We start from the raw sequence: 23754 nt of genomic DNA on the forward strand, positions 1-23754 counted from the left end.
ATCAATGACTTCTTGGCTGCAGATCCAGACTATACGCATCATGATGACTTGTCAGACTTCCTGACAGCCGTACAGAATGGTTCTATCGATAACAACTGGGGGAACCCGGGACCAAATGACAATGTCCAACCCGACCAAATCAACTTTAGTATCATGGCACCGGGGACCATCTTTACCATGGCTGGGGAGCAGTACCGTTATTTGGAGAATCAAGGTGGGGGGAACCATTTGATTATTCGGAATGGCGTGTTTGGTGCAAGTTTCAATAATCAAGTAGACCGAATTAATAATTGGTACACTTCCCTTGATCCAACAGTTCAAGCAATGGTTCAGCCTGTAGCAGATCATTTTGTGACAGGAGAAGTTGACTGGAGTTCCCTTACCTTTGACGGACCAGGAGAACGCTGGATACCTAATAACTTGCACGATTTTCCCGAAGTTGAGACTGATATAAGTCAAGTTGATTCAAGTGGTAGTCCACGTGCCTTTGCACTATCTTTAGCAGATGTGACACGTTTATCCGGTACAGGTCGTGCCTTTCCTAATCACGTAGGACGCATAGAAGGTGGCCCAAATCATGGTTTCTGGTGGCTTCGAACGCCCAGCACGAGCTTAGACCATAGTCTGCGTATACTTGGAGGTCAACCTAATGATCCGTCAAATGGTGTAATTTCTATGGGACCAAGAGTTGCCGCAGCTGCCGGTGGTGCTCGTCCCGCCCTCATCGTTCACCAATAAAGTAAAAATAGGGACCAGAACAAAAAAATCACCCAACACGGCGCTTTACATGCCTCATTGAGTGATTTTTTATATTTATTTTAAGAGCTTCCCTTATTCTCCTTATGGAGAACAGGTTTCTTATTTAGGTTAAATGCTATCTAATGTCCGTTTTTGCTCCTCAAAAACCTCCGTTAGCTTATGCGCAAAATTGCCTTTGATGGCCCCTTTTAGAGCAGATGAATTCTTGGAAAGCGCTTGTTTTGCTGTAGCTACTTCATGCTTTGACGTTTTCTCCAACTGAGTTCGTTGTTGTCTGCTTTTATCTACAGCAATCAGCCCTTTTATTTGAATTCTTATTTTCTGAAACTCTTTCTGAGCTTTCTTAATAAGTTCATCTACACCATTCATACTTAAGCATCAATCTCCTTCCTTCAATTGACGATATTGTCTATTAAATTCGTGTTCAGCTTCTTCCAACTGCTGTTGAATTTTTCTTTTCTCAGCTTGGAATTTTTCACCGTATTCTTCTGAAAGTTGATGGAGGCGATAGCGTGAAAACTGAGAGGCTTCCGAAGCATCCCCCTCTGCCTCTCGAAGCATCTGAGAGATATCCTTTGATGCCTCTTCCATCAGCTGATTAAAGGTCTGTTCTCCCCGTCTTATCTCCTCTGCCTGTTCTTCCAGCTGTGCTCTTTTGTAGTTATAATCCCGTCTTAATTCTTCTTCTGTAAGCAAAACTCTTTTCCTTAGCCTTTCAATTCTTGTGCCAATTCGGCATCTCGTGCAAGCAGTTCTGAAATTTTCTCCTTGATTTCACGCTCAAGCTGCTTGAATTTGTCGCTCATCTGTTTGACTTGATCCATTTTATGTTGATAGAGTTGTGTCGGGATTCCCACGATATTGTTTTCTGTAAAACCAACACTTTCGAGGGCTGCATAGACTTCCCACTTCTCAAGTTGGCTTCCTACAGCTACTGCATCTGATAAGGTTTTCATCCAAAGGTTTTCTGCCTTTTTGATCCCCTCTTGATAGACCTGCATAACATTGGTCATCGCCAGCTGAAATTCTGCGCCAGCTGTGGAAACAACGGCCAGAGCTTGAGCAGAGTCCAGATATATTTTTTCACCAGAGGATAAGCCACCCGCACTTGCTGTTAAAGTTTTCTTTAAAACTTCTAAGGCTTCCATCTGCACCTTAAAGGAATGGGAAAGCTGAGTCATTTTGGAGTTCAGAACGGCTTGTTGTGGGATGCCATGACTTTTTCCTTTTCCATCCAAGATATTTCCTTTTTCATCAAACTTCCATAGATTAAGATCATGGTAATTAAGGGGATTGAGCCCTAGAAAACCATAATTAAGCACAACTTCTGAACCTGTTGTGTCTATCTTCTGACCTAAAACACTCCACAGTAGCTTTCCATTTTTAAAGCGAGCAATGATATCTCCACCATAGCCGACTAAATCCATTTGATTGAGGAAGTTTGTTAGCATCCCAGGATTTTGTTTTACCCACACTTTAGCTTGCGGCGACAAGACACTATAAGGGTCTGGACCATTAAAAGTTACCGACTGCCAGTGATGCTCTGCACCTTGTGCTAGAGCAAGAAAAGCACCGAGCGAGTGACCTGTTGTTGAAATATCAGAATACGGGTAAGCTTTAGCTACTTCATTGGCAAAACGATTGGCGGAATCCAGCTGAAAACCGCCTACAGAACCCATGACATTGAGCCCATCTACGGCCAGGTCTTTCCAGTCGGAAGGATTTGTCCCAGCATAGGCAATTACAACTTGGCTGGTATCAGTTTCTCCCTCTATTTTAGGAGCCACAGCCATTGCTTGAAACCCGTTTTCTGTACTATCTTCAGACTTTAAAACTTCCCACTTTTTACCATTGACAGTAAAAACGTCCCCCTCATGGAGAACTTGCTTATCTTTTACATTTCTGTCAACACGATAAGCTTCGCTCGCTAAGTTTTTATAATCTTCCGGTGTCATTTTATAATCTCGCGCTCTCCGTTTCCGTAAATTACTTCTAGAGGACTGTCAGAGACATCAGTATTTTTACTTGGCTCATATTTATCGCCAAAAACAATTCCTATCCTATTTCTTTCCAAGCCCATAACAAAAACTTGACCATTTACTGTAACATCAGCATCTATAGACCAAGGCAATCCGATACCGTCAGATGAGCCTTCACCTTTAAAGACAACTTTTGTTGCACGTGGCTCTTCTTTTTTCAAAGCCAAGGCAGCCTGTCTTTGGTACTCTAAATTTTGATTATGTGCTTTTTTGTCCATAAACATTTTTCCTCCAATAGCAAGTCCCAAAATAACAAGCACAGCCGTTATTCCAACTGCTATTCTCTTTGTCTGTTTCGACATGCTTTATTTCCTTTAAAAAAGTAGTCTTTTCAGACTACAAATTTCTTTGATTTAGAACCCAAAACTTTGCGCATCTTGTGCATCACGTTCTGCAACTGTATCTGCATATTTGTTGAGTTGTTGGTTGATGCTTTCTAGCAATTCTTCAAACTTTTGAACATTTTGATAGAGTTGGTTGTATTGCTCCAAGTAAGCTTGGAAAGCTTGACCTTTCCACTCTTCCGCGATTGTGCTGTTCATTGAATTTACACGTTGAATCGCTTGTTCGATTTCTTCCTTAGATTGGATATAAACTTGAGCTTGTTGCTTTAGTTCTTCGGGTGTAACGCTAATTGTTGCCATTTTTATTCTCCTTTAAAATAATATAATATATGTAATAAAAAATTATTACCTTACTTTATAAGAAAACACGCCAAGCAAAAGTGAGAAAACAACATTATTTTCTCACAATATTATTTTATCAACATCTTCTAAAAATGTCAAAAAATATTAGCGGTGAGCACAAGGAGTAAAGAGAGTCACAAAGCTGGAGAGTTCAGCAGTAGAGCAGTGAGTTTTCTCAGTGAAGCGCAAAAAAATAAGGCCTTTTAAATTAGACCTTATTTATTAACTGTTGCATTATATTATTCTTCGATATTGTCTTCCTTGATAAAGTAGTTTGGACGTTGTTTCGTCTCGAGAAAGACCTTGGACAAGTACTTTCCAATGATACCTAGAGAGAGAAGCTGTAAACCACCAAGCATCAGGATAAGGATAATGAGTGTAGGAAAACCCTGAACAGCTTCACCCCAGAAGAGAGTTTTCAAGGTATAAAAAAGGCTCATTAAAACAGAAATTAGAAAGCTAATAAACCCAATAAATGTAGCCAAACTCAGAGGAGCATCCGAAAAATTAATGATACCGTCAATGGAGTAGTGGAGCAGCCCCCAAAAGCTCCAAGAGGTTTTTCCCGCGACACGCTCTACATTCTTGTACTCTAAGTATGTCACATCATAACCTACCCAAGAGAACAAGCCTTTGGAAAAGCGATTGTGCTCGGGAAGTTCCAAAACACTATCAACTACCTGACGGGTCATAAGACGGTAATCTCGCGCCCCGTCAACCATCTGGGTACTTGATATTTTATTGATTATCTTATAAAAAGTTTTTGCAAAGAGAGAGCGAATAAAGGGTTCGTCCTTGCGTGAAATGCGCCGTGTTCCAACAATATCATAGCCCTCCAAAATCTTGGCATACATTTCATTGAGCATGTGGGGAGGATCTTGCAAGTCAGCATCCATAACCGTTACATAGTCACCTCTGGCTGCACGTAACCCAGCCAAAAGTGCGGCTTCTTTACCAAAGTTTCTGGAAAAGCTTATATATTTAATGTTGGAATATTTTTTGCTGAGTGACTTAATCACATCAAGTGTCTGATCGGAAGAACCATCGTTAATAAAATAAAAAGTTTTGTCTAGGGGTAAATCTAAAGTTTGAACATTGACCTCATCGACAAAGAGCGCAAGGGTTTCCTCTTCATTGTAGGCAGGGACAATGATTGATAGTGTTTGCTTTTCCATGACTTGCTCCTTTCTCATTTTCACATCCTCATGTACAGATGAAAAGAGTTAAACTTTTAATATTATATCACAATATCACAGTTTGATTTTTACAGTCTGGCCGAGTTTTATAAATTCTAAGCCAACCTGTATTTATTTTCTATAACACTCACTTTTTGGACAGTTAGCTCCTTCTTGACGAATTTTAGTTTTGTGTGTATAATTAGATAATTAAAATAAAAATGATGTGAAAACAGATAAATATCTGCTAAAAAAGTTTATATCAGGCTCTTTTGAACCTCGATAAAAAGGAGAAATAATTGGCTCTCTTTCAAAAGAAAAAATATATCAAGATTAATCCCAATCGTTCGACTGATCAGAAAGAAAGAACTAAACCTGAAGTTCCAGATGAACTTTTTGCCAAATGTCCTGCCTGTAAACACAGTATTTATTGTCAGGATCTTGGTGACAGCAAGATTTGCCCACATTGTGGCTATAACTTCCGGATTACAGCTCCCGAGCGTCTGAAACTTTTAGTGGATACGGATTCGTTTGAAGAAAGGTTTACAGGGATCGAAAGTAAAAATCCATTGGACTTTCCCAACTATGTAGAAAAGTTAGCGGCGATTAAGGAAGAGACAGGTCTAGATGAGGCTGTTATGACAGGAACGGCGAGGATTAAAGGGCAGAAGGTTGCTCTAGCCATCATGGATTCGACCTTCATCATGGCCTCTATGGGGACCGTTGTTGGCGAAAAAATAACACGTCTTTTCGAAATGGCGACAGCTGAAAAGCTTCCAGTTCTTATTTTTACAGCTTCTGGTGGGGCGCGGATGCAAGAAGGAATTATGTCCCTTATGCAGATGGCGAAGATATCTGCAGCTGTCAAGAAACATTCTACTGCTGGATTGCTCTATATCACTGTTTTAACAGATCCAACTACTGGTGGAGTGACGGCTTCTTTTGCCATGTTGGGAGATATTATCTTGGCAGAACCGCAGTCATTGATTGGCTTTGCGGGACGACGGGTTATTGAGCAAACTGTACGTCAGACCTTGCCAGATGATTTCCAAAAGGCAGAGTTTCTTCTAAAGCATGGTTTTGTAGATGCTATTGTCAAACGTCAAGAGATGCGTGAAAATCTGGCCTTACTGTTGAAACTTCATGGAGGTGTGAAAAATGTCTGAAATTGCAGAGATTATTAACAAAGCGCGTGCCAATGATCGTGTATCGGTACGTGATATTATCGCGGAAATTTTCACAGATTTTTTTGAACTTCATGGGGACCGACAGTTTACAGATGATGAGGCTATTGTTGGAGGAATTGCTTCTTTTCAAGGTCAAGCGATTACTGTCATCGGCATTCAAAAAGGCAAAAATCTTGAAGAAAACTTAGCGACGAACTTTGGCCAACCCAGTCCAAATGGTTATCGAAAAGCCTTACGTCTGATGAAGCAAGCTGAAAAGTTTAAACGTCCAATTATTACTTTCGTCAATACTGCTGGTGCCTATCCTGGTATTGAAGCAGAAGAGCGTGGACAGGGTGAAGCTATTGCGCGCAACCTCTATGAAATGTCTGACTTAAAAGTTCCTGTGCTGACGTTCATCACTGGTGAAGGGGGATCTGGTGGTGCCTTAGCTTTAGCTGTTGCCAACAAGGTTTACATGTTAGAAAATGCCATGTACTCTGTCCTTTCTCCAGAAGGTTTTGCGACCATTCTCTGGAAAGACGGTTCACGGCGTGATGAAGCGGGAGAACTGATGAAGATTAGGGCTGAGGATCAGCTTAAGATGGGCATTATCGAGGGGATTATCCCCGAAGAAAATCTCATGGAAAACTTGAAGCAAATCATTCAGAAAGAACTTCATAACTTGGCACAGCTATCAGAAGAAGAGCTGCAAGAAAGTCGCTATCAACGTTTCAGAAAATATTAAATTAAGACGATAAAATTTATACCAAAAGCTTAAGCGTGTTCTTTTCGGCAAGCGCTTGAGCTTTTTCAATTTACGGATGGTGGAGCGCTGAAACAGTTGTGTCTGTTTTTTCTCATCAAACACTCATTTCATTTGACCTTTTTTTTTTTTATACTATAGATTCAGAAAGTAAACGTAACATTAGAAATGTATATGTAATAAAAATCTAAAAGTACAGGTTACGTCAAAGGAGGAGTTTATGACACCAGAAAAGAAAAACCAGCGGCGGCTGCGCAACCTCGCGCTCCTGTCCCTCTTATTGCTCTTGGTAGGCGGCACCTTCGCCTTCCAAGCCTTCAACCAGCGGGCCATCAATGACCGGCTCCGAGAAAACATCCCCGGCGGCCGTGTCCACGACTACTACAACCGAGACACCGAAAACAAGGACGTCTTCGTGGAGAACTATGGCAATGTGCCCCTCATGGCCCGTATCCGCCTCTCCGAGTTCATGGAGAAACGCGCCACAGGAGATACAGACTTCACCCCTATAGTGAACGGCACCATCCGTGACCAAGTGAACACTTGGACGGTCATGCGTCCCTCAGAGACCAACCTCAACACCCGTGTAGGCGACTCAGCTGCCTTCAACACCTACTCTAACCTGACCTTTGGTTGGAGCCGCTCAGGCCAAGATGCCCCATGGTTCATGCCCACCTTCAACCGGGACAATTCAGACCTGATGACCGCCTCTGCAGGACATGCCCGTGACTGGCTCACAAGTACAGCCACAGACGGTGTCACAGATGGCGCCACGCATCCCGGAGACGGTACAGATGCCTACTGGTCCTCTGGCGACAGCTTTGACAACAGCGGTCCAGTTTGGCCGGGCGAAGAAGTCACTCATGATGCGGCTCAAAACCTGCAACAAGAACGTGCCCCAATGACAATCAGCCAGTGGGCAGCCCTCCCTAATAACCTGAAAGTTGGGAACTTCTGGGTGATTGACCACCAAACAGGCTGGGCCTACTGGGCGAACCAACTCCAAGCAGGAGAGACCACTTCTTACCTCTTGGATGCGGCTCAGATGACCGCAGCGGCAGACAACATCCCGGGCGAATATTATTACGGTATCCATGTGGATGGGCAACTGATCAGTCCTGACCGTATCAATGACTTCTTGGCTGCAGATCCAGACTATACGCATCATGATGACTTGTCAGACTTCCTGACAGCTGTACAGAACGGTTCTATCGATAACAACTGGGGGAACCCGGGACCAGATGACAACGTCCAACCTGACCAAATTAACTTTAGCATCATGGCACCGGGGACCATCTTTACTATGGCTGGGCGACCATACAGATATCTTGAGAACATGGGGAGTGGCAATCACTTGATTATTGAAAATAGAGCAATTACAACTGCACCATTTCATGAACAAGAACAACACTTGACTAACTGGTATAATGGTCTTAACTCAGAAGTTCAAGCAATGGTGCAGCCTGTAGCAGACAGCTTTGTGACAGGAAACGTTAGCCATTTTAATATTACTTGGTCAGGAATTCAGTGGCGCCCTGAGAATCTTCATGACTTTCCAGAGGTAGCGGCTGACGTGACTCAAGTTGACCCAAGTGGTAGTCCGCGGGCATTTTCTCTTTCCTTAGCTGATGTGACCCGTCTATCAGGTCCAGGTCTTGGTTTTCCTAACCATGAAGAACGTGGACTCAGTAGTGGTCATTGGTGGTGGACACGGACTCTTGGACAGGATTCAGGTAGAGCTTGGTATGTAGATCACACAACTCGGATAGGTAGATTAAATGGTCATCTCGAAACAGGAATGAATGGAGGTATTCGTCCCGCCCTCATCATCAACCAATAAAACAAAAGAAAAACGTTCATCCGATAAAATGAACGTTTTTATGTAAAATTAATCTTTCTTACCAAACAAAGCAGAAGCAACAAGGACAACGATGATCGCACCAACGATGGAAGGAATCAAAGCCATCCCTGCCAGATGTGGTCCCCAGCTTCCTAAGAGCATTTGTCCGACAAATGAACCGAGAAGACCTGCGACAATATTTGCGATACAGCCCATTTTTGAGCCTTTTGATGTAATTGCTCCGGCAGCCATACCAATCAGCGCCCCAACGATAAGTGACCAAATCATAAAATAATCTCCTTTTTAAATAAATATTCTTATCTTATTTTAACATAAATTTTATTTTGTTTAAAATTTTTGCTTTCCGAAAAGATAAGTCTGTTCTCTTTAGCTCCGTTTTGTTAAAATAAAGAGTAAGGAGGATAAAAATGTACGACTTTTATGAATATCCAAAATGCTCGACTTGTCGCAAGGCAAAAGCAACTTTAGATCGCTTAGGAATTGACTATAATGCTATTGATATTAAGCTGAATCCACCAAAAGCTGAGCAATTTGAAAAATGGTTTGCAGATGTTCCTGTTAAAAAATTTTTCAACACAAGCGGTTTGGTTTATCGTGAGATGGGCTTAAAAGATAAGTTAGCAGACTTGACAGAACATGAAGCAGCAGAACTCTTAGCCTCAAATGGGATGTTGGTTAAACGCCCTCTGATTGTTAAAGAGGGCAACATTGTCTTGATTGGCTTCAAGGAAGAGGCTTATCAAGAGCTGGCTCAATAAGAATAAAAAAGCACGGATACGTGCTTTTTTAAATATTAATTTCTAAAACGATGGGCACATGATCCTGCCGCGCTCCTGAATCTAATGGTTCTGCTCGTGTGATTTTGTCGGCCAAACGGTCAGAAACAAGCCAATAATCAATTCTCCAGCCTGAGTTATTGATTTTTGCTGTGCGAGAGCGTTGGGCAAACCAAGTGTAAATACTCCGTCCCGGTGCGTAATAGCTTTCCACATTGCCATGAATTTTGCGGAAGCTATCTGTAAAACCAGCAGCTAACAGGAGACCGAATTTTTCACGTTCTTGATCTGTAAAACCAGCAGAATTACGGTTTCCTTTAGGGTTTGCAAGGTCTATCTCAGTGTAAGCAGCGTTAAAGTCGCCGCATGCAAAGACGGGTTTTTGAAGGTCAAGCATTTGCAAGTAGGCGCGATATTGATCGTCCCATTGTCCACGCAAATCCAAGCGATTAAGACCCTCACCGGCATTTGGTGTGTAGACTGTCGTCACGAAAAACTCAGGGAACTCTAAGGTGATGATACGCCCTTCGCTATCCATTGGTTCTGGCGCGCCAATTTCGGGCATGGTAATGATTGGCTCAGGTAAACTTTTTTTATACAGGAACATCGTCCCTGAGTAACCTTTACGCGCCGGAGGTGTACTGATGCGGTGGACAATTTCATAGTCTGGGAAATGGCTGCCTAAAACTTCAAGTATCTTGTTTGTTTTTTTGAGGTCACCGTTGAGCTTGGTTTCTTGAATAGCGATGACATCCGCTTCAGAAGTGGCAAGCTGTTCAACTACAGCCATTGACAGAGCCGCACGTTCACTTGTTCCAGTCAAGGCTGCGTTCAGCGAGTCAATGTTCCATGAGATAAATTTATAAGTCATAATCAAATCCTTTTAGCTTTATTAGGTTAATTATAACATACCTTATTGTCCAATAATCTCAAAGGAAAACGGGATAGGAAATAGATAGAGAGAAAAGCTCTTAATATTATTTAGAATAAGAATTCCTTGAAAAGGATATGCTATAATAAAATCAAGGCTTTTTTCAATGTACAATTGAAAAAATACTAATCAAGTGGCTTTCATTAGGCCACGAATTAGGAGAAAAAAATGACTGAAAACAAAAACTTTTACATCACAACACCGATTTATTATCCATCAGGTAAATTGCATCTCGGTTCGAGCTATACAACGATTGCTTGTGACGTTCTTGCACGTTATAAACGTTTGATGGGCTTTGATACCTTTTATCTGACGGGTCTTGATGAACACGGCATGAAAATTCAACGCAAGGCCGAAGAGCTAGGAATGACACCAAAAGAATATTTGGATCCCATGGCCGAAGATGTTAAAGAACTGTGGAAAATGTTGGATATTTCTTATGACAAATTTATCCGTACAACAGACAACTATCATGAGGAAGCCGTTCAAAAAGCTTTTGAGCAACTTTTGGCACAAGACGATATCTACTTGGATAAATATGCAGGTTGGTATTCCGTTTCTGATGAAGAATTCTTTACAGAGGCACAGTTGGAAGAAGTTTATCGTGATGCAGACGGTAAAGTCATCGGAGGTAAAGCGCCGTCAGGTCATGAAGTAGAATGGGTCGAAGAAGAATCTTATTTCTTCCGTATGAGCAAGTATGCGGACTGGCTTTTGGATTACTATGAGTCACATCCAGACTTTATCCAACCTGAGATTCGTAAAAATGAGATGGTAAACAATTTCATTAAACCGGGCTTGGAAGACTTGGCCGTGAGCCGTACGACCTTTACTTGGGGCATTCCAGTGAAGTCAAATCCAAAACATGTGGTCTATGTTTGGCTTGATGCATTGCTTAACTATGTGACTGCTTTAGGGTATGGTTCAGAGGATACCAGCAAACTGGATAAATTCTGGCCGGGTGTGAACATGGTCGGCAAAGAAATCGTACGTTTCCATACCATCTATTGGCCAATCATGCTCCACGCTTTGGGTATGCAACCACCTAAACAAGTCTTCGGTCATGGCTGGTTAGTCATGAAAGACGGGAAGATGTCGAAATCTAAAGGAAATGTCGTTTATCCTGATATGTTGGTGAATCGCTATGGTTTAGACCCTGTACGTTATTACCTCATGCGCGCACTGCCTTTTGGTTCTGACGGTGTCTTCTCACCAGAAGACTTTATTGACCGTATCAACTATGATTTGGCAAATGACCTCGGGAACTTGCTTAATCGTACGGTAGCCATGGTCAACAAATACAATGGTGGCGTTCTGGTCAAAAATGATGCAACAACAGAATTTGATGCTGCTTTGGAAACCGTCCTTGCTGAAACCTTGGAAAAATACCATACAGCTATGGATAAGTTTGAGTTCAATGTCGCTTTAAGTGAAGTTTGGGCTCTTATCTCACGTACAAATAAATACATTGATGAAACAGCCCCTTGGATTCTTGCTAAATCAGAAGAGGACAAGGATAAACTGAATGATGTGCTTTATCATTTAGCAGAAAATCTGCGTGTTGTCGCTGCGCTCTTGCAGCCTTTCATGCGTGCGACAAGCAAGAAAATTTTTGCACAACTCGGTTTAACAGAAGAGGAATTTTCATTAGAAGATTTAGCTTTTGGTTACGAATTTACGCATAAGGTTGTGGAAAAAGGTGAGCCTGTCTTCCCGCGTTTGGATAAGGAAGAAGAAGTAGACTACATCAAGTTACAGATGGCAGGTGGAAAACACCCTGAAAAGGAATGGATTCCTGAGGATGTAAAACTTAATCTGACACTCCCAGAAATCAAGTTTAATGACTTTGAAAAGATTGAACTAAAGGTTGCAGAAGTACTGGAAGTCAGCCGCGTGGAAGGCTCTGATCGTCTGCTCCGCTTTAAACTTGATGCGGGTGACGAAGAACCCCGTCAAATCTTGTCCGGAATTGCGGAATTTTATCCCAATGAACAAGAATTTGTCGGTAAAAAACTCCAAATTGTAGCTAATCTGAAACCACGTAAAATGATGAAAAAATATGTCAGCCAAGGGATGATTCTCTCTGCTGAATTTGATGGTAAGTTGCGCGTGCTCGAAGCACCTGCGGATGTACCAGCCGGATCATTGATTGGATAATAAAAAACCAGAAGTTTTTGAGATTTTCAAAAGATTGCAAATTATATTCGTACAGTTTTTATGCTAGAGCAAAGCACTCAAAAAGTTACCGCCTTTATTAACCTTAAGGAATTACTGTCGATGATTATCTTGTTTTTCGTCAAATTTTGACTGAGAGGTTGGGGGAAGGCTTCTTGTGCTGGCTAAAAGCGATTATCGAAAATGATTTTAATGGAGTGGTGTCATAACATTAGATAGAGAATGAGTAATATTTTTAGGGATAAAAAGAGATGAAAAAGAACAAAAAAGGATTAATGTTTAGTCTTTTATCAGTTTTAATGCTTGTTTTAATCTTAGCTATCGGAGGAAAAGTGTACATGAGCAATAAAGAAAATGAAAATATAGCGAATCAAAGAACTGCGGCTCTTGCTTTTAAGGAGATACAACCGGGAATTGAGGAAATTAAGTTCAATGAAGCAGGAAGCTACTCGGGTGCTGGTATTTGGTCAGTTGGTGTTACTGTTCTCATTGATGGTAAAACATATAAAGAAATCTTGGTTAAAGAAGGTATAGGGGGTGGAGAAGCATTACCTGGACCGGATAAAAATGTTCCGACAAATACACCAATTAAAGTTACATATAGCAATGGGAAGGAGGAAGTGTTGGAATGACAACACCCAAGCAGTATTCTGTTATTGATTCAAAGGTTTATGATACAGATAAAGTAAAAAGTTCCAATGCTTTAAGGAGCGGGGATAAATTTTATGAAGATCCTAGTGATAAATCAAGTCAACAATACCAAATTTTAAATACTGTGGATACAAACGACAAACACAACAGTCAAGGCTACGAAAAAAATGGCTTTCAAGGCATGGCTGTTGCGCCGATTGTGAATGGAGAACCCGATTACAATCATGTGATTATTGCCTTTGCAGGGACAAATGCGACAGATTGGCATTTGAATGATTTAAGTGCGGATCTCTCAAATGTTGTTTTGGGGTTTGAAAAAGACGGCACACTGGAATCTCAGTTCAGCAGTGCTCAGCAGTTTTACAAGGAGATGGCGAAAAAATATGGTGCCAGTAATATTGAAGCTGTTACAGGTCATTCTTTAGGTGGTGCTTTGGCTCAAAAGGTAGCGGCAACCAACCATATCCCCGCAGTTACCTTTTCAACCGCAGGCGTAGGCAAGCAATTAACAGAAGAAGAAAAAGCATGGATAAATGGCAAGGGGAAAAAATTTGTTTTGAACTTCATGCATAAAGGGGACCAAGTTTCCTCATGGACACATGCTTCAGATTATGGTACAGCGATTTATGTGGGAGATTTTGGAGATGGGACCTTACTCTCCGGACATTTTCTTGAGTCTTATCACTTTGGTGAAGATGGGTCCTTGAAGGACAATGAAGGTAGGATATGGACAATTACAGATAAAGGGATATTGAGTGACGGTATTGAACTTATCCAAAAAAGTTTCAAATCTCAAATGAAGGCCTTGGAAGATTTAAAGGTCCGATTTACTGCGAGTGGAGGAGGCTTATCTTCTGGAGAAAAAATCTATTTAGATGCCGCAGAAGCTCTTGCTATTATTTCGACAGCTGGTGCAGAATTTAATCTAGCCATGTTGAACGTTATTAAAAATTATCAAGAGGGGATTAAAAAGGCGGAAGAACTTTGGAAAAAGACACGAGATGAAGCTATACAAATGGGGACTCAATTGGAAAAATGGGAAGTCCATGAAGCTCTTGAAAGTGTAGGTTTTACCGAATATAATATTGTGGGTGTACCTCGGCAACAGTATCAGATGAAAATTGATAAAATCCGAGAAATGAGTGAGCATTTTACAAGTCTTGAGCGTGAAATTAAAGCTAAAATTTCAGAAATAGTGGCTCGTGATGCAGAACTGGCACAAGAGTTGAAGGGGTGAAAGAAAATATTTTGCTTACAGGAGAACTTTCAAACAAATACTCCAAAAAGTAAAGGAAATGTTTCAGAAGCTTCTCAGTTCTCTCGTTATCATCTTAATCAATTGTCGAAAGAAGTAGTGGAAAATTCCAAGAAGCAAAAAGAGACGGTCAAAAGCAGAACATAACTTCAATCAAAACTATATAAATCTCAATATAAAGGATTAAACATGGATACTATTGATGAAATTATAAAAAATGCGCAAAAAGAAATACAAAAAATAAAAATTTGTTCGAAAGGTTGGGACAGTTTAGTGAATGGTAGTGAACAGCGCCTAAAAGTTCAAAAAAATGCTGAGTTGGAGGCTGAACAAGCGAAACAGTCACTTTCTAAGAATTCAGCTGCCTTGAAAAAATCTATCAAGGGTAATTTTGCTAACAAGTTAACAGAAACGTTTGAAAAACAAAAACAAACGTTGGAGAACATTTAAAACGCTGAGGAAAATGTCAGCTCTTAAGTTGTAGACAAGGTCTTGAGACTTTGTCTTTTTTTCTTCACCAGAGCTATAAGGACATGTTCAAAAAACTAAGAATTTCACGTCATTACCATGCTTTCTATGATTTGTTCACTGCCCTTTGCGCTTCTGAAACAGGATGTCCCAGTTTGGGCTCTGCTTTGCTCATAAAATTATCTCCTTTGCAGTGTCTTGAAGAAATTCAGATTCATAATGTCTATCGCTGGTTTCTGGGTTTAACTCTGGTGCAACAAGAAAACAGCCTCTAATTTTGGGGCTGTTTGTTTATCATCGTGAAGACTAGGACAAAAGGCAAAATTCAACTGGTTTCATCCTAAAAAATCGTAAAAGTAAAATCGCTCATCTTTGGCATTCTTCCTTGCCGAAAGTGAGCGATTTTTAACTGTTTTGGACTTTCTCCCAGACCTTATCTTTATTTTTTACGTTTTCCCATTTGTTTCAGCACTGCGTTGAAGAACTTGATGTAAACTTTCGGATGGGCACGCGCCGTATGTACCATCAAGCGATCTGTGAAAGTATTATAATAGCGTGATTTTGGTTTTTGAGCTGTGGCTGCTTTATAGAAAACTTGGGCCAAATCCGCAGAAGTAGCAGAACTGCCAAAGTTACCACTAAGTGCTGCACGCACAGTTTGTACTAATGGTTGATAAGGACTGTTTGGATGAAGATTCTTTTCAGCATTTTCCATGGCGATAGAACTCCAGTTGGAAGCAGTTCCACCGGGTTGCACCACTATAGAACGAATACCAAAAGCTTTAACTTCCGTGTCAAGGACGTCAGACCATTGTTGCAGTGCAGCTTTCGTGGCATGATAAAAGGCGCCGAGCGGCATGTACACATCACCACCGATACTAGAAATATTAACGATTCGTCCAAAAGCTTGTTGACGCATGATGGGTAGAACCAACTGTGTCAATTCCACAGCGCCGAAGAAATTCGTTTCAAATTGCTTACGGACATTTTCCATCGGAATTTCTTCAGCTGGACCGTATTCGCCATAACCGGCATTATTAATCAGGACATCAATTCGCCCTGCTTGATCAATAACGTGTTGGATGAAGGCATGATTGCTCTTGCTATCAGTCACATCTAACTTGAATGCAATAATGCCTTCGTCAGTTGGAATCTTTTCAACACGACGTGCCCCTGCATAAACCCGCCAGCCCCGCTGGGCAAAGGTTTTTGCGGCTTCATATCCCATACCATTTGAAGCACCAGTAATAATAACGATTTTTTCGCGATTTTCTGTATTTTTCATAGCTTCATTCTAGTTAAAACACCATCTATTGTCAAGATAGGACCAAAAAATGACAAAACAAATGGCAAATGTTAAAATTAAAGCATTCATAACATGAGTATAAAAAGAAAGGGAACTAAAGTATGACATTTGAGGAAATTCTTCCAGAACTTAAAGCTGGTAAAAAAATAGTACGCACGGGTTGGGGAGGTGCAGAAAATTATGTTGCCCTTTATGACAGTATCACGCTTGATAATGGCGAAAAGCTACAGGTTACACCGTACTTTCTCATTAATGTAACAGGAGAAGGAGAAGGTTTCAGTATGTGGGCGCCTACGCCTTGTGATGTATTAGCAACGGATTGGATTTTAGTCAATGACTGAACAAAAATTTAAAGGAAAAAAGGTCTTGGTGACAGGGGCTGCCAGCGGTATCGGTCAAGCACAAGCACACGCTTTTTTGCAAGCAGGGGCAGAAGTTATCGGTGTCGACTTACAGGAAATCACAGCGAACTTCAAAACTATCGTCTGTGATGTTTCCTGCCCTGAAAAGGTGGCACAACTGACCGCGCAAGTAGGAAAAATTGATATTCTGCTTAATACAGCAGGCCAGCTCGACGACTATCGGACGATGGAAGATACGGATTTTTCGCTTTGGAAAAAAATTTTGGCAACAAATCTTGACAGTATGTTTCTCATGGCGTCTGCCTTTTTACCTCAAATGAAACAACAAAAGTCCGGTGTGATTATCAATATGGCATCCGTTGCCGGTTTAGTTGCAGGCGGTGGAGGCATTGCGTATACCGCAAGTAAGCATGCTATTGTTGGTTTTACAAAGCAACTGGCTTTGGATGAAGCACAGCATGGTATCCAAGTTGCAGGGATAGCCCCAGGAGCCATTGATACACCGATGAATGCCAAAGATTTTACTGAAAATAATGGCGAAATGGCGAAATGGGTGGCAGAAGAAACTCCAGCAAAACGCTGGGCAAAATCTGAGGAAGTCGCAGATTTGACCCTTTTTTTAGCCAGTCCAGAAAGTTCTTACTTGACAGGTGCAGTCGTTCCCATCGATGGGGGTTGGACGATAAGGTAAGGAGACCGTGGAAAAAATTTAACAGAAAAGCTTACGACGTCTCTCAAAAGGTCGGGCTTTTTTTACTTTGGCTAAGACCTGCAATTTTTTGTTTGCAGCTTTCTTTTGGACATGCTACTTTCACTGGGGCCAGAGCTGTGAATAAAGAGTGACTCAACCTAAACATATACTTTTTCACTAGTCAAAAGACTAGCCGGATACCTGCTTGAATTTTGCTCTCATGTATCCTAACAGCTTATTGTAAATGCACGGAAAAATTGTGAGAATGCACCGAATGACCTTGTATTATTTTATCCTAAAAGCTAGTTCAATCATGTCGAAAAGCTCAATTTTTAGAAAAAGTTATGTTCAGGAGTTTGTCATGACTCAAAGGAAAGTACGGCTTTTCATTACAAGCTAAAACTGTTATAATATAAAAGTTGCGAAAGTTCAGCAACCCTCAGGACTTTTAACCTTTGCCTGAGCATATTACAGGCGGATTTTAGCCGCTAAAGGAGAAAAAATTGAAAAAATCTATTGTTTATGACATGGTTACGATTGCCATTGTCGCTGCACTTTATGTTGTTCTTACAATGACACCACCTCTCAATGCTATTTCTTATGGTCCTGTACAGTTTAGGATATCAGAAATGCTTAATTTCACAGCTTTCTTTAATAAGAAATATATTCTTGCTGTAACTATTGGGTGTATGATTTCAAACTTCCTTAGCTTTACCTGGATTGATGTCCTTGTTGGTGGTTTATCTACTTTAGTTTTCTTGACACTGGGTGTCCTGCTTTTTGAACGCTATATGAAACAGTACTTCTTTAGAGGACAGCTAAATAAAGCCTTCCTTTATTTCGCTATTTTCTTTTCTCTAAGTATGTTTACCATTGCTCTAGAGTTATATTTCCTCTTTGATTTGCCTTTCTTCTGGACATGGTTCACTTTAGCTCTGGGAGAGTTTATGAGTTTATTTATAGGGGCAATTCTTATGGATAAGCTGAGCAAACGCATTGATTTAACACGGTGAAAAATAGATAAAAACAGAGAGACTTCTAGTTCTCTCTGTTTTTAAGTTTAGATGAAATTCCAATGTTTAAACGCATTGATAATACCACCTTCGGTATTTTTACTGCTCACAAAATCGGCAATCTCTTTCAGTTCAGGCACAGCATTTCCCATAGCAGTTCCGTAGTCAGCAGCTTCAAGAAGATGGAGGTCATTGCGCCCATCTCCAAAAGCGTAGGTATTTCCTGTAAAGTTAAGGACTTCCTTAACATGAGTAATCCCAGTTCCTTTATTTGTCGAGATATTGGTAACATCAATCGAAGTAGGTGCATTCATAAAGAAATTAAGCTCAGGAATCTCTGCTTTATAATAATCAACTTGAGAAAGTTTGTCTGTGAGGAGTAGGAGCATGTTGACTTCCTCAGATTTATAGCCCTCGGGATTAATTTTGGGAAGGGGCATGTGTGTGTAAGCATATGCTGCATGCACAAAAGGTGTATAGCGGTCCACCCAATAGCCGTCTTTGCCATAAAAAGCGAGTGCCTCATCTTGTTCAAGAGCCAAGGCATGCAATTTTTCAATGTTTGTGATTGAAATAGGATCTTTATATATCGTCTTGCCGTCTAAAACGATGTACTGACCGTTTAGAGCAACGGCGCCAGTAATTCCTGTTTCCTCCATAATTTTGTCAAGTTCAAAATGACCACGCCCTGTCGCGATAAAGGGGAGCACACCATTTTTACGTATTTCATGAATGGCATCAACTACCTCTTTGTCTAATTGACTTTGCGCATTAAGCAAAGTTCCATCGAGGTCAAAAAAGGCCAAAGACTTGTAAGCGTTTATATTTTCCATAGGCATATTATATCACAATAGATATTAGTTTGGTGATAAACTTTTCTGACCTAGGTCAGATAAACGAGTTTCCCAGATTCCCCCGCAAGGTCAGCTCATAAGCCACGTTTGATGAGAAAAAAGTGATAAAAAAGAAAAAATTTAAAGTTCTTATTGGACTTCTATATGAAAATATCTTATAATGAAAAAAGAAAAGGAGACGCTTACAATGAGAGAAAATTATAAAAATGTTTTAGTCGCAGTAGATGGGTCTGAACAATCCAACCAAGCTATTCAAGAAGCTGTTGAGATTTCTAAAAAAAATCAAGCTTCCTTACTTGTTGTGCATGTGAAAGATGTAGCACAGCTCTATGGCAGTGCCTATATTATGCCTACTGTTCTAGAAGAGGCTGAGAGACAGTCGGCAGAGATTTTGGATGAGGCAGGTAAGATTATCGGTGATAAAGTGGAGTATAAGACTTTCCAAGTAAGCGGTTCTCCGAAGAAAGAAATCGTTGATTTTGCAGAGGCAAATGCTGTTGATCTTATTGTCCTAGGTTCAACGGGTAAAGGTGCGATTGACCGTGTATTAGTTGGCTCAACAGCAAGCTATGTCGTGAATCATGCACCATGTAATGTTATGGTAGTAAAATGAGTGAAAGCCTAAACCTGAAGAAGGCTGAGGGCAAAGTCTCAAAGGAAAAAGACGCTTGACCGGTGCATGGAATGCTCCAGTTGGGCGTTTTTGTTTTGTGTGATTATTCTCATTCTGAATTTTCTTAGCTGACTGTAAAACACGACAAGGAGAGGAAAAATCTGAGGTTGGACGCTCCTGTGGTATTTTTAAAACTTATAAGAGACTGGTTCAAACTCTGCTAATGCTGAACAATTTTCATCACGCATTAAGGGTTGATATTTGACTTTAACCCAAAAATCCAGCATTGAAAGTTTTCCGCCTAAAATGTTACAATAGACAGTATCACTAAGTTTTAGAACAGAGAAATATTATGCCAGCAAAAAGAAAAACAAAAAGTAAATCAAAACGCTCAACAGCCAAAAAAACAGCAGCAAAAAAATCAACACAGAAATTTTGGACGGCAAATAAAAAAATGGCGGCTTTTTTTGGCAGCTTTCTCCTCATTGTGTTTGCCTTGGCGCGTTTGGGTCTTTTTGGTGTGTTTTTATATAACATCACACGCATCGCAGTCGGGTCTTTAGCAGTTGTCTTCTTGCTACTGGTTTTGTTTGTCATGTTTATGATGGTTTTTAAAAAGGATTTCTTTCGTGAAAACAAGCGTTTTTTACCAGGGATGATTCTTTCTTTCTTTGGTCTTCTCTTGGTTTTTCAAGCAAGATTTGATGCGCTCTATCCCGGCAAAGAAGTCCTATCTTTAGCGACAACAGATTTGAAAAAGGGTCAAGTGACTGAGTTTTTGGGTGGGGGATTTTTAGGAGACTTATTTTTTGCACCTTCCAAATCTCTCTTTTCAGTGGTTGGCGTTTATATTATTGTGGGAACTTTATGGCTCATTGCAATTTATCTCATGGTTCCAGCTTTACTCGCTCGTTTGCGACTCTTTATTCATGAAAATGTACGTGCAACCCGTGAAAGTTTGGCCAAAAGGGCTGAGTCAAAACGGGCAAAGGCGCTGCTGAAAGAAGAATCACGTGCGCAAAAAGAAGCAGAGAAGAACTTGAAAGATTTGGAAGAAAATGAAGGTGTTCTGTCTGCGGAGCCCAGTTCAGTTTCCAGTGCAGCGGAGATTCCAATAGCGATTCCAGATACTCCAGATACTTCAAGTCCAACCATAGAAGAACAAGAAAAAGTAGATCAAGAACCGATAAGCTTTGAACGATCAGATGATGAGGGCTTTTATCAGCTTCCAATGATTGATTTATTGGAGGAAATTCCAACTAAAAATCAAACGAGTGAACGAGAAAATGTTCGAAGAAATATCCAGATATTAGAACGTACTCTAGAGTCGTTCAAAATCTCAGCAACAGTTGAGTCGGCAGTTGTAGGACCATCAGTTACGAAGTATGAGATTAAGTTAGCGACAGGGGTTAAGGTTTCTCGTGTTGTGAACCTTTCGGATGACTTGGCCTTAGCTTTAGCAGCAAAAGATGTGCGTATCGAAGCGCCCATACCAGGGAAGTCTCTCATTGGTATCGAGATTCCCAACAGCGAAGTTGCGACTGTTGGTTTCCGCGAACTTTGGGAAAATGCTAAGCCCAAAACAAACAGTTTGCTGGAGCTTCCTCTAGGAAAAGCTTTGGATGGCAGTATTCGGACCTTTGACTTAACACGGATGCCGCATTTACTTGTGGCAGGTTCCACTGGCTCAGGGAAGTCCGTTGCGGTCAATGGTATTATTACCTCTATTTTGATGAAAGCTTTGCCAAGTGAGGTGAAATTCCTTATGGTTGATCCCAAAATGGTCGAACTTTCGGTTTATAATGACATTCCTCATCTTCTTATCCCAGTGGTTACCCATCCGCGTAAAGCAGCACGCGCTCTCCAAAAAGTGGTAGATGAGATGGAAAACCGTTATGAACTGTTCAGCCAAGCAGGGGTACGTAATATCGCCGGCTACAATGAAAAGATAGAGAAGCATAATGCACAATCCACAGAAAAGTATCAGACCCTTCCTTTAATCGTTGTCATTGTCGACGAGCTATCGGACTTGATGATGGTTGCCAGTAAAGAAGTTGAAGATGCGATTATCCGCTTGGGACAAAAGGCCCGTGCAGCAGGAATACATATGATTCTGGCTACACAGCGCCCTTCTGTTGATGTTATTTCGGGGCTGATCAAGGCAAATGTTCCTTCACGGGTTGCTTTTGCAGTGTCAAGCGGTACTGACTCTCGCACTATTATTGATACGAATGGGGCTGAGAAACTTTTAGGACGTGGGGATATGCTTTTCAAGCCTATTGATGAAAATCATCCTGTTCGTCTACAAGGAGCTTTCTTATCGGATGACGATGTTGAAGCAGTGGTCAGCTTTATCAAAAATCAATCTCAAGCAGACTACGATGAAAGCTTTGATCCAGGGGAAGTCGAGGAAGAGGGAAGTAAAGCTTCTTCCTCTACAACAAGTTCAGCTGACCCTCTTTTTGATGAAGCACGAAATCTTGTCATTTCTGCTCAAAAAGCATCGACTGCTCAACTGCAACGTGCACTTAAGGTTGGTTTCAACCGTGCATCAGACCTAATGAATGAACTAGAGGCAGCCGGTATTGTGGGCCCAGCTAAAGGAACAACACCGCGTAAAGTTCTCGTTACACAAGACGGAGAGTTTCTCGATGGACAGGAGCTTGATGAAGAATGAATGCTTTTGATGAACTAGAAAAAATAAAGAGAGCAGGTCTTCCTCAAATATTGGTGCTCTATGGTGAGGAAGAGGAGCTTGTTCAAGAACTGAAAAACCGTCTCTTAGAGTTTGTACAATTTGACAATGCAGACTTGGGTCAAGCTTATTTTGACCTGACTCCAGCTAATGCAAACTTAGCTTTGGAAGAGCTGGAAAGTCTCCCTTTCTTCGTGGAGCAAAAGTTAGTTATTTTAGAAAATTTGTCTAATTTGACAACAGCTAAAAAATCGGTTTTTGATGATAAACAGCTTTCTCGCTTCGAAGATTTTTTGAATCATCCTGTGGAGACGACACAGCTTATTCTTATTTTACATGGCAAGTTGGATAGCCGTTTGAAGCTGACGAAGAAGCTCAAGACCCAAGCGACACTTTTGGAAGCTCAAGAACTTAAGCCACAGGATTTAGCCAGAGTTTTTGCAGGGACAGGTTTTTCCAGCGCCGTTCTCCAAAGGGTATTTGAAAAGTCTAATTTTTCTTTTCCAGTGATTAAACAAAATCTTTCCTTACTAAAAACCTATGTTGGAGAAAGAGAAGTGACAGTCGAGGATGTTGAAAAGGTTGTTCCTAAGTCACTCCAAGACAATATCTTCCTACTGACAGATTTAATCTTGAAAGGAAAGGTGGCTGAGGCGCGTGAACTTGTTCACGATTTAATCTTGCAAGGCGAGGAACTTATCAAAATATTGGTTATTTTAACCAACTCTTTTCGACTGTATTATCAGGTCAAAGTGATGCAAAGCAAAGGCTGGAATGAAGCAAAGCAAACTTCTTTTCTCAAAATTCATCCCTATCGTATCAAATTGGCAAATCAACAGGTAAGAAAGATGCAGGAAGACTATTTGTCTAGGGCGTTATTATCTCTCATTGCGCTTGATTATAAAATAAAGAGTTCAGGTGTGGATGCAAATTATTTGTTCGATTTAGCCTTGATTAAGTTAGCTTTGAAAGACTTATAGTAAGCCATTTAAGACTATTGTTTTCACTGATAAACTGACTTGAAAAATGGGAAAAAATCTGCTATGATAAAAAGTGATAAAACTTTGATATGAAATGATAAAAGAGGACGATATGGCAACATTTAAATTTACACCTAAAGATATCTATGAAGCTGACTTTGGAACAAAAATGCGAGGTTACGATAAAGAAGAAGTTGACGAGCTCCTCGATGACGTCATTCAAGATTACGAAGCTTTTCAAGCAGAAATATTACGTCTGCAAGAAGAAAACGAATTTTTGAAGAAAAAAATCGTTGAACTAGAATCTCAAGCAAGCCGTCCTAATCAGGCGAATCTGGAAGAAACGCAACGTTTGGACAACATGAGTCGCGTGGTTTCAAACCGTTTGAGTAAACCCCGAACAGAGATTAGCCAGCCAAGTAATTTCGAATTGCTTAAACGTATCAATCGTTTGGAACAAGCCGTTTTTGGTCCGGGAAGTGCTTCAAATGAAGAAGCTTAAAACTGGCTTCATGTTTTAATGAAAAAGAAA

26 protein-coding genes, 1 pseudogene and 1 riboswitch are annotated in these 23754 nt (G+C 40.8%); of the genes and pseudogenes, 17 read left to right on the forward strand and 10 right to left on the reverse strand.

Annotated elements, in window-relative coordinates:
* Positions 1–738 (forward strand): annotated as a pseudogene (locus tag NFR51_RS01015) (hypothetical protein); the annotation flags it as partial.
* Between the two features lie 129 nt (positions 739–867).
* Here the strand turns inward: NFR51_RS01015 and NFR51_RS01020 are convergent.
* The 6 genes from NFR51_RS01020 to NFR51_RS01045 all read right to left on the reverse strand — a co-directional run bounded on the left by NFR51_RS01020 (position 868) and on the right by NFR51_RS01045 (position 4659).
* The gene (locus NFR51_RS01020; RefSeq protein WP_202231605.1) at positions 868–1128 is read right to left on the reverse strand and encodes a hypothetical protein; all 261 of its coding nucleotides are present in this window, start codon (positions 1126–1128) and stop codon (positions 868–870) included.
* A gap of 9 nt (positions 1129–1137) precedes the next feature.
* Complete coding sequence (locus NFR51_RS01025; protein ID WP_251423990.1) at positions 1138–1455, reverse strand: hypothetical protein; 318 nt, start codon at positions 1453–1455, stop codon at positions 1138–1140.
* An 11-nt stretch (positions 1456–1466) separates the two neighbouring features.
* Positions 1467–2714 (reverse strand): alpha/beta hydrolase family protein, encoded by a 1248-nt coding sequence (locus tag NFR51_RS01030; RefSeq protein WP_251711921.1) that lies wholly within the window; start codon positions 2712–2714, stop codon positions 1467–1469.
* Positions 2711–3100, reverse strand: coding sequence for a hypothetical protein (locus tag NFR51_RS01035; protein ID WP_202231602.1), 390 nt, complete (start codon positions 3098–3100; stop codon positions 2711–2713). Before NFR51_RS01035 ends, NFR51_RS01030 begins: the two co-directional genes overlap by 4 nt.
* 51 nt (positions 3101–3151) lie before the next feature.
* The gene (locus NFR51_RS01040; RefSeq protein WP_202231601.1) at positions 3152–3442 is read right to left on the reverse strand and encodes a WXG100 family type VII secretion target; all 291 of its coding nucleotides are present in this window, start codon (positions 3440–3442) and stop codon (positions 3152–3154) included.
* 281 nt (positions 3443–3723) lie between these two features.
* Positions 3724–4659, reverse strand: a complete 936-nt coding sequence (locus tag NFR51_RS01045; RefSeq protein ID WP_251711922.1) for a glycosyltransferase family 2 protein — start codon at positions 4657–4659, stop codon at positions 3724–3726.
* Between the two features lie 299 nt (positions 4660–4958).
* Here NFR51_RS01045 and accD point away from each other — a divergent pair, with 299 nt between their 5' ends.
* From accD to NFR51_RS01060, 3 genes are all read left to right on the forward strand, one after another.
* A complete protein-coding gene (accD, locus tag NFR51_RS01050) occupies positions 4959–5825 on the forward strand; it encodes an acetyl-CoA carboxylase, carboxyltransferase subunit beta (RefSeq protein ID WP_251711923.1) in 867 nt (288 codons plus the stop codon).
* Positions 5818–6573, forward strand: a complete 756-nt coding sequence (gene accA / locus NFR51_RS01055; protein WP_251711924.1) for an acetyl-CoA carboxylase carboxyl transferase subunit alpha — start codon at positions 5818–5820, stop codon at positions 6571–6573. Before accD ends, accA begins: the two co-directional genes overlap by 8 nt.
* A gap of 238 nt (positions 6574–6811) precedes the next feature.
* Entirely contained in the window at positions 6812–8431 is a 1620-nt protein-coding gene (locus NFR51_RS01060) for a hypothetical protein (RefSeq protein ID WP_251711925.1), read from the forward strand.
* A gap of 48 nt (positions 8432–8479) precedes the next feature.
* On the opposite strand, the gene NFR51_RS01065 is transcribed toward NFR51_RS01060, so the two are convergent.
* Positions 8480–8719 (reverse strand): GlsB/YeaQ/YmgE family stress response membrane protein, encoded by a 240-nt coding sequence (locus tag NFR51_RS01065; RefSeq protein WP_251711926.1) that lies wholly within the window; start codon positions 8717–8719, stop codon positions 8480–8482.
* 140 nt (positions 8720–8859) lie between these two features.
* On the opposite strand from NFR51_RS01065, the gene NFR51_RS01070 reads away from it, so the two are divergent.
* On the forward strand, positions 8860–9210 hold the full coding sequence (locus tag NFR51_RS01070; protein ID WP_251711927.1) for an arsenate reductase family protein: 351 nt from the start codon (positions 8860–8862) through the stop codon (positions 9208–9210).
* Positions 9211–9238: 28 nt separating this feature from the next.
* On the opposite strand, the gene NFR51_RS01075 is transcribed toward NFR51_RS01070, so the two are convergent.
* Positions 9239–10099, reverse strand: coding sequence for an exodeoxyribonuclease III (locus NFR51_RS01075; RefSeq protein ID WP_251711928.1), 861 nt, complete (start codon positions 10097–10099; stop codon positions 9239–9241).
* Positions 10100–10327: 228 nt separating this feature from the next.
* Between NFR51_RS01075 and metG the strand changes: the two genes are divergently transcribed.
* The 5 genes from metG to NFR51_RS01100 all read left to right on the forward strand — a co-directional run bounded on the left by metG (position 10328) and on the right by NFR51_RS01100 (position 14983).
* The gene (gene metG / locus NFR51_RS01080) at positions 10328–12316 is read left to right on the forward strand and encodes a methionine--tRNA ligase (RefSeq protein WP_251711929.1); all 1989 of its coding nucleotides are present in this window, start codon (positions 10328–10330) and stop codon (positions 12314–12316) included.
* Between the two features lie 269 nt (positions 12317–12585).
* A complete protein-coding gene (locus NFR51_RS01085; RefSeq protein ID WP_251711930.1) occupies positions 12586–12966 on the forward strand; it encodes a hypothetical protein in 381 nt (126 codons plus the stop codon).
* Positions 12963–14222: a Tle-like phospholipase domain-containing protein gene (locus tag NFR51_RS01090; protein ID WP_251711931.1), complete on the forward strand. Its 1260-nt coding sequence runs from the start codon at positions 12963–12965 to the stop codon at positions 14220–14222. The genes NFR51_RS01085 and NFR51_RS01090 overlap by 4 nt, the downstream gene beginning before the upstream one ends.
* A gap of 207 nt (positions 14223–14429) precedes the next feature.
* Entirely contained in the window at positions 14430–14690 is a 261-nt protein-coding gene (locus tag NFR51_RS01095; RefSeq protein ID WP_251711932.1) for a hypothetical protein, read from the forward strand.
* Between the two features lie 83 nt (positions 14691–14773).
* The gene (locus NFR51_RS01100; protein ID WP_251711933.1) at positions 14774–14983 is read left to right on the forward strand and encodes a hypothetical protein; all 210 of its coding nucleotides are present in this window, start codon (positions 14774–14776) and stop codon (positions 14981–14983) included.
* Between the two features lie 164 nt (positions 14984–15147).
* Here the strand turns inward: NFR51_RS01100 and NFR51_RS01105 are convergent, their stop codons facing one another.
* Complete coding sequence (locus NFR51_RS01105; protein WP_251711934.1) at positions 15148–15993, reverse strand: SDR family NAD(P)-dependent oxidoreductase; 846 nt, start codon at positions 15991–15993, stop codon at positions 15148–15150.
* 122 nt (positions 15994–16115) lie between these two features.
* Between NFR51_RS01105 and NFR51_RS01110 the strand changes: the two genes are divergently transcribed.
* From NFR51_RS01110 to NFR51_RS01120, 3 genes are all read left to right on the forward strand, one after another.
* Positions 16116–16355 carry a DUF2829 domain-containing protein gene (locus NFR51_RS01110; protein WP_004258747.1) on the forward strand — a complete coding sequence of 80 codons (240 nt, stop codon included), beginning with the start codon at positions 16116–16118 and terminating at the stop codon, positions 16353–16355.
* Positions 16348–17067 (forward strand): 3-oxoacyl-ACP reductase, encoded by a 720-nt coding sequence (locus NFR51_RS01115; RefSeq protein ID WP_251711935.1) that lies wholly within the window; start codon positions 16348–16350, stop codon positions 17065–17067. Before NFR51_RS01110 ends, NFR51_RS01115 begins: the two co-directional genes overlap by 8 nt.
* 401 nt (positions 17068–17468) lie before the next feature.
* A riboswitch (PreQ1 riboswitch) is annotated at positions 17469–17572 on the forward strand.
* A complete protein-coding gene (locus NFR51_RS01120) occupies positions 17571–18080 on the forward strand; it encodes a QueT transporter family protein (RefSeq protein ID WP_251711936.1) in 510 nt (169 codons plus the stop codon). (Overlaps the previous riboswitch by 2 nt.)
* A gap of 47 nt (positions 18081–18127) precedes the next feature.
* Here NFR51_RS01120 and NFR51_RS01125 read toward each other — a convergent pair whose 3' ends face one another.
* Complete coding sequence (locus tag NFR51_RS01125) at positions 18128–18913, reverse strand: Cof-type HAD-IIB family hydrolase (protein WP_251711937.1); 786 nt, start codon at positions 18911–18913, stop codon at positions 18128–18130.
* A 208-nt stretch (positions 18914–19121) separates the two neighbouring features.
* Here NFR51_RS01125 and NFR51_RS01130 point away from each other — a divergent pair, with 208 nt between their 5' ends.
* The 4 genes from NFR51_RS01130 (at position 19122) to gpsB (ending at position 23724) form a co-directional block, all read left to right on the forward strand.
* The gene (locus NFR51_RS01130; RefSeq protein ID WP_251711938.1) at positions 19122–19547 is read left to right on the forward strand and encodes a universal stress protein; all 426 of its coding nucleotides are present in this window, start codon (positions 19122–19124) and stop codon (positions 19545–19547) included.
* 352 nt (positions 19548–19899) lie between these two features.
* Positions 19900–22224 (forward strand): DNA translocase FtsK, encoded by a 2325-nt coding sequence (locus NFR51_RS01135; RefSeq protein WP_251711939.1) that lies wholly within the window; start codon positions 19900–19902, stop codon positions 22222–22224.
* Positions 22221–23222 carry a DNA polymerase III subunit delta gene (holA, locus tag NFR51_RS01140; RefSeq protein WP_251711940.1) on the forward strand — a complete coding sequence of 334 codons (1002 nt, stop codon included), beginning with the start codon at positions 22221–22223 and terminating at the stop codon, positions 23220–23222. The genes NFR51_RS01135 and holA overlap by 4 nt, the downstream gene beginning before the upstream one ends.
* Before the next feature lie 112 nt (positions 23223–23334).
* Complete coding sequence (gene gpsB, locus NFR51_RS01145; protein WP_251711941.1) at positions 23335–23724, forward strand: cell division regulator GpsB; 390 nt, start codon at positions 23335–23337, stop codon at positions 23722–23724.
* Positions 23725–23754 lie beyond the last annotated feature (30 nt).

Source organism: Lactococcus ileimucosae, from assembly GCF_943193185.1.
GTDB lineage: Bacteria > Bacillota > Bacilli > Lactobacillales > Streptococcaceae > Lactococcus > Lactococcus ileimucosae.

Excerpts from the sequence above, each read along its gene's own strand:
- NFR51_RS01100 (WP_251711933.1), top strand. The coding sequence starts at position 14,774 with ATGTTCAAAAAACTAAGAATTTCACGTCATTACCATGCTTTCTATGAT.
- NFR51_RS01070 (WP_251711927.1), top strand. The coding sequence starts at position 8,860 with ATGTACGACTTTTATGAATATCCAAAATGCTCGACTTGTCGCAAGGCA.
- NFR51_RS01085 (WP_251711930.1), top strand. The coding sequence starts at position 12,586 with ATGAAAAAGAACAAAAAAGGATTAATGTTTAGTCTTTTATCAGTTTTA.
- NFR51_RS01030 (WP_251711921.1), bottom strand. The coding sequence starts at position 2,714 with ATGACACCGGAAGATTATAAAAACTTAGCGAGCGAAGCTTATCGTGTT.
- NFR51_RS01045 (WP_251711922.1), bottom strand. The coding sequence starts at position 4,659 with ATGGAAAAGCAAACACTATCAATCATTGTCCCTGCCTACAATGAAGAG.
- holA (WP_251711940.1), top strand. The coding sequence starts at position 22,221 with ATGAATGCTTTTGATGAACTAGAAAAAATAAAGAGAGCAGGTCTTCCT.
- NFR51_RS01115 (WP_251711935.1), top strand. The coding sequence starts at position 16,348 with ATGACTGAACAAAAATTTAAAGGAAAAAAGGTCTTGGTGACAGGGGCT.
- NFR51_RS01095 (WP_251711932.1), top strand. The coding sequence starts at position 14,430 with ATGGATACTATTGATGAAATTATAAAAAATGCGCAAAAAGAAATACAA.
- NFR51_RS01135 (WP_251711939.1), top strand. The coding sequence starts at position 19,900 with ATGCCAGCAAAAAGAAAAACAAAAAGTAAATCAAAACGCTCAACAGCC.
- NFR51_RS01040 (WP_202231601.1), bottom strand. The coding sequence starts at position 3,442 with ATGGCAACAATTAGCGTTACACCCGAAGAACTAAAGCAACAAGCTCAA.
- NFR51_RS01130 (WP_251711938.1), top strand. The coding sequence starts at position 19,122 with ATGAGAGAAAATTATAAAAATGTTTTAGTCGCAGTAGATGGGTCTGAA.
- NFR51_RS01110 (WP_004258747.1), top strand. The coding sequence starts at position 16,116 with ATGACATTTGAGGAAATTCTTCCAGAACTTAAAGCTGGTAAAAAAATA.
- NFR51_RS01090 (WP_251711931.1), top strand. The coding sequence starts at position 12,963 with ATGACAACACCCAAGCAGTATTCTGTTATTGATTCAAAGGTTTATGAT.
- NFR51_RS01035 (WP_202231602.1), bottom strand. The coding sequence starts at position 3,100 with ATGTCGAAACAGACAAAGAGAATAGCAGTTGGAATAACGGCTGTGCTT.
- NFR51_RS01020 (WP_202231605.1), bottom strand. The coding sequence starts at position 1,128 with ATGAATGGTGTAGATGAACTTATTAAGAAAGCTCAGAAAGAGTTTCAG.
- accA (WP_251711924.1), top strand. The coding sequence starts at position 5,818 with ATGTCTGAAATTGCAGAGATTATTAACAAAGCGCGTGCCAATGATCGT.
- NFR51_RS01105 (WP_251711934.1), bottom strand. The coding sequence starts at position 15,993 with ATGAAAAATACAGAAAATCGCGAAAAAATCGTTATTATTACTGGTGCT.
- NFR51_RS01125 (WP_251711937.1), bottom strand. The coding sequence starts at position 18,913 with ATGGAAAATATAAACGCTTACAAGTCTTTGGCCTTTTTTGACCTCGAT.
- gpsB (WP_251711941.1), top strand. The coding sequence starts at position 23,335 with ATGGCAACATTTAAATTTACACCTAAAGATATCTATGAAGCTGACTTT.
- NFR51_RS01065 (WP_251711926.1), bottom strand. The coding sequence starts at position 8,719 with ATGATTTGGTCACTTATCGTTGGGGCGCTGATTGGTATGGCTGCCGGA.
- NFR51_RS01075 (WP_251711928.1), bottom strand. The coding sequence starts at position 10,099 with ATGACTTATAAATTTATCTCATGGAACATTGACTCGCTGAACGCAGCC.
- NFR51_RS01060 (WP_251711925.1), top strand. The coding sequence starts at position 6,812 with ATGACACCAGAAAAGAAAAACCAGCGGCGGCTGCGCAACCTCGCGCTC.
- metG (WP_251711929.1), top strand. The coding sequence starts at position 10,328 with ATGACTGAAAACAAAAACTTTTACATCACAACACCGATTTATTATCCA.